The sequence below is a fragment of the Streptomyces sp. NPDC057438 genome, from assembly GCF_042802995.1.
Classification (GTDB): Bacteria; Actinomycetota; Actinomycetes; order Streptomycetales; family Streptomycetaceae; genus Streptomyces.
Map to the genome: position 1 here is coordinate 19,620 of NZ_JBHVDD010000048.1, position 12,179 is coordinate 31,798.

7 protein-coding genes are annotated in these 12,179 nt (G+C 72.1%); 3 read left to right on the forward strand and 4 right to left on the reverse strand.

Annotation, left to right across the window (positions count from 1 at the left end):
• Positions 1-81: 81 nt before the first annotated feature.
• Positions 82-639, reverse strand: a complete 558-nt coding sequence (locus tag ACFU5F_RS24590; RefSeq protein ID WP_383891041.1) for an Rv3235 family protein — start codon at positions 637-639, stop codon at positions 82-84.
• A 457-nt stretch (positions 640-1,096) separates the two neighbouring features.
• Between ACFU5F_RS24590 and ACFU5F_RS24595 the strand changes: the two genes are divergently transcribed.
• Both ACFU5F_RS24595 and ACFU5F_RS24600 read left to right on the forward strand, forming a co-directional pair.
• The gene (locus ACFU5F_RS24595) at positions 1,097-1,612 is read left to right on the forward strand and encodes a DUF6912 family protein (RefSeq protein WP_319366668.1); all 516 of its coding nucleotides are present in this window, start codon (positions 1,097-1,099) and stop codon (positions 1,610-1,612) included.
• Between the two features lie 363 nt (positions 1,613-1,975).
• Complete coding sequence (locus ACFU5F_RS24600; protein ID WP_383891044.1) at positions 1,976-2,644, forward strand: HAD family hydrolase; 669 nt, start codon at positions 1,976-1,978, stop codon at positions 2,642-2,644.
• A gap of 38 nt (positions 2,645-2,682) precedes the next feature.
• Here the strand turns inward: ACFU5F_RS24600 and ACFU5F_RS24605 are convergent, their stop codons facing one another.
• A complete protein-coding gene (locus ACFU5F_RS24605; protein ID WP_383891047.1) occupies positions 2,683-3,249 on the reverse strand; it encodes a DJ-1/PfpI family protein in 567 nt (188 codons plus the stop codon).
• A gap of 594 nt (positions 3,250-3,843) precedes the next feature.
• Between ACFU5F_RS24605 and ACFU5F_RS24610 the strand changes: the two genes are divergently transcribed.
• Complete coding sequence (locus ACFU5F_RS24610; protein ID WP_383891050.1) at positions 3,844-8,817, forward strand: NAD-glutamate dehydrogenase; 4,974 nt, start codon at positions 3,844-3,846, stop codon at positions 8,815-8,817.
• Between the two features lie 71 nt (positions 8,818-8,888).
• Here the strand turns inward: ACFU5F_RS24610 and ACFU5F_RS24615 are convergent, their stop codons facing one another.
• Entirely contained in the window at positions 8,889-10,775 is a 1,887-nt protein-coding gene (locus tag ACFU5F_RS24615) for a serine/threonine-protein kinase (protein ID WP_383891053.1), read from the reverse strand.
• A gap of 217 nt (positions 10,776-10,992) precedes the next feature.
• A complete protein-coding gene (locus ACFU5F_RS24620; RefSeq protein ID WP_383891055.1) occupies positions 10,993-12,042 on the reverse strand; it encodes a serine/threonine-protein kinase in 1,050 nt (349 codons plus the stop codon).
• Between the last annotated feature and the right edge of the window lie 137 nt (positions 12,043-12,179).

The following is a 12,179-nucleotide window of genomic DNA, read 5'->3' on the forward strand; positions in this document are numbered from 1 at the left end:
CGGCGGTGGGACACGAGCCGCGTGAGGCGGTGAGGGCCGGGCACCTTCGGGTGTCCGGCCCTTCGTGCTCGTGGCCGCCGTTCAGTCCTCGTCGTCCCGGTGAGGGAGCCTCGGGCCGCCGAGTTCCACCGCCGTGCAGCGCCAGCGGTGGTCGGGGCCGTGTTCCAGGCGGAAGGCCATGGCCCGGAGGCGGTCGCCGGCGCCGATGCGGGCGAAGACCTCCAGGGCGCCCGGTCCGGCCACGTAGTAGCCGATGTCGCGGACGACCGGGTCGGCGCCGTGGGGGACGCGCAGGGTGCCGTGTTCGGCCAGCCAGGCCAGCTCGTCGTAGGCCCTCCCGGCGGTGTGGCGCAGCATGCTGTGGACCGGACGCCGGCCGCTGAGCACGGCGAGGAGGAGGTCGGCGAAGCGGTCGGTGGGGCGAGGGTGGTGGGCCGGCCCGGTGGCCGTGGCGGGCGGCGTGGGGGAGGTGCGGGGCGGCGGCTGGATCGCGGGCGCCGCGGTCGTGGAGCGGGGTGTCGACGGGCGGCCGTCCCCCGGGGTCGTACGGGCCGGGGTGCGGCCCGGGCGGCGGGTGTCGTGGCGGACGGGCGGGCGGGTGCCGGGGGTGCGCCTGGTCCTGGTCATGACCTTGTTCATCGGAAATCCCCGTTCGTCGGTGAGGCCGCGGGTACCAGTCGGTAACTTGGTGATGGGGATCTTGTACGAGGCCGGGAGGGGCCGTGGCAAGGAGGCGTGGGGCGCTGCCGGGGGCCGGGAGAAGTTCACCTATCAGGGTGACGGTGAGGGGGTTCGGGCCAGGCGGGGCACGGGTGTACCGGTGAGGTGACGGGCCCGGGGTGGACGCGTCCGCAGCGCCGGGCGGGCGCTCGAAAGGGGACGCCCGCACGTATCCTGAAGGGCCTGGCGGAGGCTTCGCGGGGCCTTCGCGGCGGACCGGGACGCATCGCGGGAACAGACCGCGGCGACGAACCGCCGACTCGCTCCGGACGCTCCGGTTCAGCCCCGCGAGCACGACCCGGAGCACGACCCGGCGGATGCCCGGGTGTACGACCCAGAGCTCGACCGAGATCACGACTAACGAAAGCGGCCTGCCATGCGCGTCTACGTCCCCCTGACCCTTCCCGGGCTCGCCGAGGCGTACAAGACGGGTGAGCTGGGGGAGGGGGCGTTCGTCGCGTACGCCGTCACCCCGGCCCTGCGGGAGTGGTATCTGTCCGACGACATCGAGGAGTTGGAGTACGCGGCGCTGAACCGGGCGGCGCACGCGTCGCTGCGGCTGGTGGCCGTGGATCCCGGGGCCGCGCGACGGCGGGTCGTCGTGGCGGTGGACGTGGCCGACCGGGACGCGGTGGCCGATCCCGACCGGGGCCTCGATCCGGTGGCGCTCGGAGAGGTGCGGGTGGCCGGTCCCGTGCCGTTGAGCAAGGCGGCGGCCGTGCATGTCGACTCGGCGGAGGCCGAGGAGGAGGTCGGGGAGGCCGCGGACGCGCTGGGGGCGGCGGACCAGGGCGACGACGACGCGCAGTTCATCGTGGACGGGGCGGACGACCACGAGCTGCTCTGGTACGCGACCCAGGAGATCCCGAACCTCGTGGGACTGGGCGGCTGACCCCCGCGCCCACGGGTGCCCGCGGGCGTCCCACGCCCGGGCTGGACGGGGGCCGGCTTCGCTCGCCGGGTGCCGCCGCGCCCAGCCGTGCCGCCCCGGGCGGCACACTGCCGCAGCCGGAAAGGTTGGGCGGGCGGCTGACACAGCCACGCCGGACGAGGGCGTTCGGGCGGCACCGTCGTCCTGTCGGCGACGACGCGTGCGCGACCGCCGCCGGGGAGACCCCCGGCGGGGCGGGGGCGGTTTCCGGGTCCGGGCGGGGGTGCGGAGGAAGCGGGCGAGCGGCTGGTGCAGGTGTTCGAGGGGGGTGGCCCTGATGGGCGGTGGGAATGCGGTGTCGGTGGTGAAGGGTACGTTCTGGGTATGGGGATGAACGGAGCCGGGGCGCATATCGTCTGGGACTGGAACGGGACCTTGTTGAACGACAACGAGGCGATCATCGGGGCGACGAACGCCGCGTTCGCGGAGCTGGGGATCGAGCCGATCACGCTGGAGCGGTACCGGGAGCTGTACTGCGTACCGGTGCCCAAGTTCTACGAGCGGCTGATCGGGCGACTGCCCTCGGACGAGGAGTGGGAGGCCATGGACGTGGTCTTCCACCGGTACTACGCCGAGCACCGGGTCGCCTGCGGGCTGACCGACGGTGTGCCGGGGCTTCTGACGCAGTGGCTCTCGGGCGGCCGCAGCCAGTCGATCCTCAGCATGTACGTGCACGAGGAACTGGTCCCGCTGGTCCGGGGCTTCGGGATCGAGCCGCACTTCGTCCGGGTCGACGGACGCACCGGCCCCTCCGGGGGCAGCAAGGCCGAGCACATGGTCCGGCATCTGCGCCGCCTCGTGGGCGTGGAACCGCGACGGACCGTGGTGATCGGGGACGCCGCCGACGACGCCGTCGCCGCCCGGCACGTGGGGGCGCAGGCCGTGCTCTACACCGGCGGCTCCCACAGCAGGGCCAGCCTGGAGTGGGTCGGGGTGCCCGTCGTGGACACCCTGGAGGAGGCCGTCGCCGAGGCCGAGCGGCTCGCCGCGTAACCCGGCTCTCGCGATCCGTGCTTCCGAGGCGCCCCCGGCTACGTCACCGGCGCCTTCGCCCGCAGCACCGTGAGGAACTCGCGCATCCAGCCGGAGTGGTCCGGCCAGGCGCGGGCGGAGACGAGGGTGCCGTCGACGACGGTCTCGGCGTCCTGGAAGGCGGCGCCGGCGGCCTGCATGTCGAGTTCGAGGGCGGGGTACGCGGTGACGCGGCGGCCCGACAGCGCGTCCACGGCGGCGGTCAGCAGCGGGCCGTGGCAGATCTGGGCCACCGGCTTGTCGGTGTCGAAGAAGGACTTGAGGATCTTGCGCAGCTCGGGATCGTTGCGCAGGTACTCCGGGGCCCGGCCGCCCGGGACGACGACCGCGACGTACTCACCGGGGTCGACCTCGGAGAAGGCCAGGTCGGCGGGCCAGGAGTAGCCGGGCTTCTCGGTGTAGGTGTCGTAGCCCGGCTCGAAGTCGTGGACGACGAACCGGAGCTTCTTGCGGCTGGGGGCCGCGATGTGGACCTCGTACCCCTCCTCGCGGAGGCGCTGGTAGGGGTACAGGACCTCCAGCGACTCCGCCGCGTCGCCGGTCACGATCAGGATCTTGGCGGTCATGGTGGGCTCCCCTCGGTACCGCAGGGCTTCCTTCGTCAGGCTATGGCCTCCTGGGCAACGTGCATCCGGGGTGAGGATCTGCCAAGGGGGTGGGTGGATTCCCGGGCCCGGCGAAGCCGCGTATAAGCTCGGTTGCGCGGAGGTAAGCTCAAAAGTGCGCGAGGGGTACTGTGCAGAACGTCAAAGTTCCACCCCCTGTTTTGTACACATACGGCTCATGACGCGCCCCCCGTCCGGAGGGATAGCCTTGTGGCGTGATCAGCGCGATAGTTCGCGGGGACGCCGTCGTCCCTGCCCTGCGCCCGGTGAGCACGGACGACATCCGTGTCCGGGCGGCGGTCGCTGGTCCTCGCGGGCGGGAGGGAGCCACCAGGGCTCCCGGGACGCCGGGAACATCCACGGACGGCACGGCGCCGAGAGCAGCGTCACATCCCCGTCGGGTGCCGAGAATGGCTGATTACCCCCCGCTCGTCTCGCCCTGCGGCATAGCGTCGAACCAGACCGGACACCCCGTGTCGTGGTGGCGCGTCGGAGGGCACGAGTTCGTACTTCCTTCTACGTCACGCAACGGCGCGCGACAGGAGCCAGAGGACAATGCAGACCAAGCTGGACGAAGCCAAGGCCGAGCTGCTCGAACGGGCCGCCCGGGTAGCTGAGAACAGCCCGGTCGGGGGGTATCTACCGACTGGGACGACGAGCGAGAGCAAGTCCGGCATCCCGGACCACGAGACCGTGCTCGCGTTCCTCCAGCGCTACTACCTGCACACCGCCCCGGAGGACCTGAGCGGCCGTGACCCGGTCGACGTCTTCGGAGCCGCCCACTCCCACTATCGGCTGGCCGAGAACCGCCCCCAGGGCACGGCCAACGTACGGGTGCACACCCCGACCGTCGAGGAGAACGGCTGGACGTGCAGCCACTCCGTCGTCGAGGTCGTCACCGACGACATGCCCTTCCTTGTCGACTCCGTGACCAACGAGCTGTCACGGCAGGGGCGCGGCATCCATGTCGTCATCCACCCCCAGGTCGTCGTACGGCGGGACGTCACCGGCAGGCTCGTCGAGCTGATCACCGAGCCGTCCGCCGTCGCCGCGGCCGCCGCCGCGGTGGCTGCAGGGGAGACCCTGCCGCACGACGCGCACATCGAGTCCTGGATCCACGTCGAGATCGACCGCGAGACCGACCGGGCGGACCTCAAGCAGATCAACAACGATCTGCTGCGCGTCCTGTCCGACGTCCGCGAGGCCGTCGAGGACTGGGAGAAGATGCGGGACGCGGCGGTCCGGATCGCCGACGGGCTGACCGCCGAGCCCACCGCCGACGACCTGCGCGAACAGGAGGTGGAGGAGGCCCGCGAGCTGCTGCGCTGGCTCGCCGACGACCACTTCACCTTCCTGGGGTTCCGGGAGTACGAGCTGCGCGAGGACGACTCCCTCGCCGCCGTCGCCGGGACCGGCCTCGGCATCCTGCGCTCCGACCCGCACCACTCGGGGGACGACCAGCACCCCGTCAGCCCCTCCTTCGAGCGGCTGCCCGCCGACGCCCGCGCCAAGGCCCGTGAGCACAGGCTCCTCGTCCTGACGAAGGCCAACAGCCGGGCCACCGTCCACCGCCCGTCCTACCTCGACTACGTGGGCGTGAAGAAGTTCGACGCCGAGGGCAACGTGATCGGCGAGCGGCGCTTCCTCGGCCTGTTCTCCTCGGCCGCCTACACCGAGTCCGTGCGTCGGGTGCCCGTCGTCCGCCGCAAGGTCGAGGACGTCCTGCGGGGAGCCGGGTTCTCGCCCAACAGCCACGACGGACGCGACCTCCTGCAGATCCTGGAGACCTACCCGCGCGACGAGCTGTTCCAGACCTCGGCCGACGAGCTGCGGTCCATCGTCACCTCCGTGCTCTATCTCCAGGAGCGCCGGCGGCTGCGGCTCTACCTCCGCCAGGACGAGTACGGGCGCTACTACTCCGCCCTCGTCTACCTCCCGCGCGACCGCTACACCACCGGCGTACGCCTCAGGATCATCGACATCCTGAAGGAGGAACTGGGCGGTATCAGCGTCGACTTCACCGCCTGGAACACCGAGTCGATCCTCTCCCGGCTGCACTTCGTGGTCCGTGTCCAGCCCGGCACTGAACTGCCGCACCTCAGCGACGCCGACAAGGAACGCCTGGAGGCCAAGCTCGTCGAGGCCGCCCGGTCCTGGTCGGACGGGTTCGCCGAGGCGCTCAACGCCGAGGTCGGCGAGGAGCGTGCCGCCGAGATGCTGCGCAAGTACGGCAACGCGATCCCCGAGGGGTACAAGGCCGACCACAACCCCCGCTCGGCCGTCGCGGACCTCGTCCGCCTCGAAGCGCTCGACCAGGACGAGGACTTCGAGCTGAGCCTGTACGAGCCGGTGGGTGCCGCGCCCGACGAACGCCGGTTCAAGATCTACCGCAAGGGCGGCTCGGTCTCGCTCTCCGCGGTCCTGCCCGTCCTCAGCCGCATCGGCGTCGAGGTCATCGACGAGCGGCCCTACGAGCTGCGCTGCGCGGACCGGACGACCGCGTGGATCTACGACTTCGGGCTGCGGATGCCGAGGCAGCAGACCGGCAGCGCGGACTACGCCGGGGACGACGCCCGGGAGCGGGTGCAGGAGGCCTTCGCCGCCACCTGGACCGGGCAGGCCGAGAACGACGGGTTCAACGCGCTCGTACTGAGCGCCGGCCTCACCTGGCGGCAGGCCATGGTGCTGCGCGCGTACGCCAAGTACCTGCGGCAGGCCGGATCCACCTTCAGCCAGGACTACATGGAGGACACCCTCCGCAACAACGTCCACACCACCCGGTTGCTCGTGTCGCTGTTCGAGGCGCGGATGTCACCGGACCGGCAGCGCGCCGGGCGGGAGATCGTCGACGCGCTCCTCGAAGAGGTCGACGCGGCGCTCGACCAGGTGGCCAGCCTCGACGAGGACCGCATCCTGCGGTCCTTCCTGACCGTCATCAAGGCGACGCTGCGCACGAACTTCTTCCAGGAGGCGGCCGGCGGCCGCCCGCACGACTACGTCTCCATGAAGTTCGACCCGCAGGCCATCCCCGACCTGCCGGCGCCCCGCCCGGCGTACGAGATCTGGGTGTACTCGCCGCGCGTCGAGGGCGTGCACCTCAGGTTCGGGAAGGTCGCCCGCGGCGGGCTGCGCTGGTCGGACCGGCGGGAGGACTTCCGCACCGAGATCCTGGGCCTGGTCAAGGCGCAGATGGTCAAGAACACCGTCATCGTGCCCGTCGGCGCCAAGGGCGGCTTCGTCGCCAAGCAGCTCCCGGACCCGTCGGTGGACCGCGACGCGTGGCTGGCCGAGGGCATCCGGAGCTACAAGACCTTCATCTCCGCGCTGCTCGACATCACCGACAACATGGTCGCGGGCGAGGTCACGCCGCCCGCCGACGTCGTACGGCACGACGAGGACGACACCTACCTGGTCGTCGCCGCCGACAAGGGCACGGCGACCTTCTCCGACATCGCCAACGAGGTGGCCGAGAGCTACAACTTCTGGCTCGGGGACGCCTTCGCCTCCGGCGGCTCGGCCGGCTACGACCACAAGGGCATGGGCATCACCGCCCGCGGTGCCTGGGAGTCGGTCAAGCGGCACTTCCGGGACGTGGGCGTCGACACGCAGTCCGAGGACTTCACGGTCGTCGGCATCGGTGACATGTCCGGTGACGTGTTCGGCAACGGCATGCTGCTCAGCGAGCACATCCGGCTCGTCGCCGCCTTCGACCACCGGCACATCTTCATCGACCCCAGCCCCGACGCGGCCACCTCCTACGCCGAGCGCCGCCGCGTCTTCGAACTGCCCCGTTCCAGCTGGGCCGACTACGACACCGACCTGATCTCCACCGGCGGCGGCGTCTTCCCGCGCACCGCCAAGGCGATCCCGATCAACGCCCACATCCGGGACGTCCTCGGCATCGAGGACAAGGTCGCCAAGATGACCCCGGCCGACCTGATGAAGGCGATCCTCAAGGCCCCGGTCGACCTGCTGTGGAACGGCGGCATCGGCACCTACGTGAAGGCGTCGACGGAGTCGCACGCCGACGTCGGCGACAAGGCCAACGACGCCATCCGGGTCGACGGACGGGACCTGCGGGTCCAGGTCGTCGGTGAGGGCGGCAACCTCGGTCTGACCCAGCTGGGCCGGATCGAGTTCGCCCAGACCGGCGGGCGGGTCAACACCGACGCCATCGACAACAGCGCGGGCGTGGACACCTCCGACCACGAGGTGAACATCAAGATCCTGCTCAACGGCCTGGTCGCCGAGGGCGACATGACGGTCAAGCAGCGCAACAAGCTGCTCGCCGAGATGACCGACGAGGTCGGCCGTCTCGTCCTGCGCAACAACTACGCGCAGAACACGGCGATCGCCAACGCCCTCGCCCAGTCCCCGGACATGCTCCACGCCCAGCAGCGCTTCATGCGCCACCTGGCCAGGGAGGGCCACCTCGACCGGGCGCTCGAATTCCTGCCCACCGACCGGCAGATCCGCGAGCGCCTCAACACGGGGCAGGGCCTCACCGGCCCCGAGACGGCCGTCCTGCTCGCCTACACGAAGATCACCGTCGCCGAGGAGCTGCTGCACACCGAGCTGCCCGACGACGCCTACCTGCGCAAGCTGCTGCACGCGTACTTCCCGGCCGCGCTGGGCGAGCGGTTCCCCGAGCACATCGACAGCCACCCGCTGAGCCGCGAGATCATCACGACCCTGCTGGTCAACGACACGGTCAACACGGGCGGTACGAGCTTCCTGCACCGGCTGCGGGAGGAGACCGGGGCCTCGCTGGAGGAGATCGTCCGGGCGCAGACCGCGTCCCGCGCGATCTTCGGGTCGGGCGCGGTGTGGGACGCCGTCGAGGGCCTGGACAACAAGGTCGACGCGGCCGTCCAGACCCGGATCCGCCTGCACTCCCGCCGCCTCGTCGAGCGCGGCACGCGCTGGCTGCTCAACAACCGGCCGCAGCCTCTGCAGCTCAGCGAGACCATCGCGTTCTTCTCCGAGGGCGTCCACCTGGTCTGGAGCGAGCTGCCCAAGCTGCTGCGCGGCGCGGACCTGGAGTGGTACCAGGAGATCCACGACGAGCTGACGGGCGCCGGGGTCCCGGAGGAGCTGGCCACGCGGGTCGCGGGCTTCTCCTCCGCCTTCCCCACGCTCGACATCGTCGCCGTCGCGGACCGGGTCGGCCGGACGCCGATGGAGGTCGCCGAGGTGTACTACGACCTCGCCGACCGGCTGAGCATCACCCAGCTGATGGACCGCATCATCGAGCTGCCGCGCGCCGACCGCTGGCAGTCCATGGCCCGCGCGGCGATCCGCGAGGACCTGTACGCGGCGCACGCGTCCCTCACCGCCGAGGTCCTCTCCGCCGGCAACGGCTCCTCCACGCCCGAGCAGCGCTTCAAGGTGTGGGAGCAGAAGAACGCGGCGCTGCTGGGCCGGGCGCGGACGACCCTGGAGGAGATCCAGACCTCCGACGCGTTCGACCTCGCCAACCTGTCGGTGGCGATGCGGACGATGAGGACGCTGCTGCGCTCGCACTCGTAGGCGGTACGGCGGTACGGCGACGGGGGCGCCCCACGGCTGTGGGGCGCCCCCGTTCGTCCGCGTGGGCCGGGCTACGCGCCGCTCTTCTTCCAGAGCGTCAGCTTGCCCTCGACGCTCGGTACCTCCCAGCTGTACTCACCCGGGGTCAGCTTGGTGATCTCGTACATGGCGAGGTTGCCGTCCTTGGTGACCGTGCAGAGGAGGGAGCCCTCGGGGATGATCCCGTCCTTGCCGAAGTCGTCGGGGCCCACGAGGGAAGGCAGGACGTCGGTGTCCGCGCCCGTGCGGCACTCGTCGAGCGTGGGGCCCCCGCTCTTGCCCATCGTGGTCTCGAAGTTCCACTGGCCGTTCTGGATCGACATCTCCCGTGCCTCGTCCCGCATCTCGGCCTTGATGTCGATGCTCGGCTGGTCCAGGTCGATGTAGGTGTAGTTCTCGGCGGGAGTGCGCAGGACGAAGGACTGGTCCTCGAAGGCCAGGGTGAACTTGGTGCCCGCGGGTACCGTGGCGGACCCGGTGGGTTTGGTGACGTCCTGTCCGTCGCCGCTTCCGCCGTCGTCGGTGGGAGCGGGGGTGGGGGGCGAGGAGCCCTTGTCCCCGCCCGTGCCCTCGCTCGTGCCGCCGTCCTTCGTGCCGCTCGCGTCGGTGCCGCCCTTGTCCTTCCCGCCCAGCACGTAGACGGCGGCTGCCGCGCCCGAGCCGGCCACGAGGACGAGGGCCAGGGCGACGAGGGCCGCCTTCACCCCTCGGCGGCTTTTCCTGGGCGGCGCGGGGGCCGGGGCGGGGGCCTGGCCGGTCTGGGGCTGCGGGGTGAGGTTGTAGGTGTCCGTCGCCGGGGGCGGGTAGCCGTAGCCCGGGGCCGGGGTCTGGGACGGCGGGCCGAAGCCGGTGGCCGGGCCCGGCTGGGGCACGCCCTGGGTGGTGTCCTGTGCCGCCGGGGCCGCTGTCGGCGGGGCGGCCGGGGGTGCGGCGGGCATCTGGGGCGCCGTCGGTTCGGGCGGTGCCTGGGCGGACTGTTCGCGGCGGGTGATCTCAGCCGCGAGGGGGGCCGGGAGCCAGCCGGTGAAGTCGCTGAGGCCGCGGCCCGCCGACTCCTGGCACAGGGCGGCCAGTTCCTCGGTGCCGGCGCGCGCGGCCGGGTCGGCGGTCAGGCAGTGCTCCAGCAGGGGGCGCAGCCGCTCGTCGTACCCGTCGAGCCTCGGGGGCCGCTGGGCGGTGTTGGCGATCTGCGCGGCGATGGTGATGGCACCGCCGTCGCCGTACGGGTGGCGGCCGGTGGCCGCGACGGCGGCGATCAGGCCGAGCGAGAAGACGTCGGTGGCCGGGGTGACCTGCTCGCCGAGGGCGTGCTCCGGGGACATGTACTGCGGGGTGCCGATCAGACCGCCGGACTGGGTCAGATGGGTGGCGTCGGCGGCGCGGGCGATACCGAAGTCGATGACGTACGGGCCCTGGGAGCCCAGCAGGATGTTGCTGGGCTTGAGGTCGCGGTGGATGACGCCGGCCGCGTGGATGGAGGTCAGGGCACGGGCCGCGCAGCCGACGAGCTGGAACACGGCGGGCAGGGGCAGCGGACCGAAGCCGACCAGGGCGTCGTGCAGGGAGATGCCCGCGATGAACGCCGAGGCCAGCCAGGGGAGTTCGCCGGTGGTGTCGTGGTCGACCACCGGGACGATGTGGTAGCCCTGTACGCGCCGGGCCGCCTGGACCTCCTGCTCGAAGCGGCGGCGGAAGTCGGCGTCCTGGCCGTACTCGCGGCGGATGACCTTCAGGGCGACGGGCTGGCCGCCGCGGGTGTGCGACAGATAGACCGTGCCCATGCCGCCCTCGCCGATCCGGGCGTGCAGGTGGTAGCCGGCGGTCTCTCTCGGGTCCTGCGGCCCCAACGGGCTCAGGATGTCGCCAGTGCTGCTGCTGATGGGAGCCTCCCCCGGTGCGGTGCCGAACTCCTGTGCCATGCCTGGGCACTTGAAGCGGTCCGAAGCTTATACGGCACTTATGACACTTGGGGTGGTGTTGTGGTTCCCGGGGATCGGAGGCCGGGGTGCGCGGTAGGGGCGGGGTGGTCCGGCGCGTGGGCGGGTGCGGGTCCGGTGGGGGCTTGTCGCGCAGTTCCCCGCCCCTGAGAAGCCGGGGCTGCACCCCGCGCTTCTCCCCGCGTGCCCGCCGACGGCCCTACGGATCCCGGCGGACCCGGTGGCGCCACTCCTCGTCCCGGACCGTGATCGGGGCCGTCGCCGGCAGGGGGCGGGCCGTCGGGGCCTCCGAGAGGAGGGGACGGGGGGCCGGGGTCGTCGGGGCCTCCGTCAGCGACAGTGTGCGGAAGGCCGTCTCGATGAGGGTCACCGACGTGGCGACCGGGGCCGGGAGCCAGCCGGTGAAGTCGCGCACATCCCGGCGGGCCGCTCCCGCGCAGTGCTCGGCCAGGGCGGCGGCGGAGGGGCGGGACGCCGGGTCGGCGGTGAGGCAGCGGCGCACGATGTCGAGGAGCGGCCGGCCGATGCCGTCCAGGGCGGGCGGGGTTACGTCGGTGGCGGCGATACGGGTCGCGATGGCCAGCGGATTGCCCCGGCCGTACGGGTGGGCGCCGGTGGCGGCGACCGCGGCGATCAGGCCGAGCGCGAAGACGTCCGACGCGGAGGTCACCCGGCGGCCGAGGGCGTGCTCGGGGGACATGTAGTGCGGGGTGCCGATGAGGCGTCCGGCGGTGGTGAGGGTGGCCGCGCCCGCCGCCCGCGCGATGCCGAAGTCGAGCAGCCAGGGCCCGTCCGCCGCGAGCAGCAGGTTCGCGGGCTTGACGTCACGGTGGATCACCCCGGCGGTGTGCACGGCGTCCAGCGCGTACGCGGCGCAGGCCAGCAGCTGCAGGACCGTGGGCACGGGGAGCGGACCGTGGGTCTCCAGGACCTGGTCGAGGGGGACACCCGGCACGTAGTGGGTGGCGAGCCACGGCCGCTCCGCCCCGGCGTCGTGGTCGACGATCGGCACCAGGTGGTAGCCGGAGACGCGGCGCCCGGCGGCCACTTCGCGTGCGAACCGCTCACGGAAGGCGGGGCTGCCGGCGTACTCCGGACGGACCAGTTTCAGCGCGACCGGCTGGCCGCCCCGGCTGCGGGAGAGATAGACGGTGCCCATCCCGCCCTCACCGATCCGGGCGTACAGCGGATACCCGGCTATCTCCCGCGGATCCTCCACCCGTAGCGGCTCAGGCACCACCCCGCGCATCGACCGCCCCCTCCGCTCAGCCTCTCTGCGGAGCGTATCGCGGCACGGCCGTGGCGGTGGCGGATGAGGCAACTCGCGGCACCCCACGCACCGGCAGAGGCGTCCGCCCGAGTGGCCCCCCGCCGCGCCACGGTCTA

What these genes read in the sequence shown, in the direction of transcription:
- ACFU5F_RS24590 (WP_383891041.1), bottom strand. Translation starts at nt 639, where the DNA reads ATGAACAAGGTCATGACCAGGACCAGGCGCACCCCCGGCACCCGCCCG.
- ACFU5F_RS24595 (WP_319366668.1), top strand. Translation starts at nt 1,097, where the DNA reads ATGCGCGTCTACGTCCCCCTGACCCTTCCCGGGCTCGCCGAGGCGTAC.
- ACFU5F_RS24600 (WP_383891044.1), top strand. Translation starts at nt 1,976, where the DNA reads ATGGGGATGAACGGAGCCGGGGCGCATATCGTCTGGGACTGGAACGGG.
- ACFU5F_RS24605 (WP_383891047.1), bottom strand. Translation starts at nt 3,249, where the DNA reads ATGACCGCCAAGATCCTGATCGTGACCGGCGACGCGGCGGAGTCGCTG.
- ACFU5F_RS24610 (WP_383891050.1), top strand. Translation starts at nt 3,844, where the DNA reads ATGCAGACCAAGCTGGACGAAGCCAAGGCCGAGCTGCTCGAACGGGCC.
- ACFU5F_RS24615 (WP_383891053.1), bottom strand. Translation starts at nt 10,775, where the DNA reads ATGGCACAGGAGTTCGGCACCGCACCGGGGGAGGCTCCCATCAGCAGC.
- ACFU5F_RS24620 (WP_383891055.1), bottom strand. Translation starts at nt 12,042, where the DNA reads ATGCGCGGGGTGGTGCCTGAGCCGCTACGGGTGGAGGATCCGCGGGAG.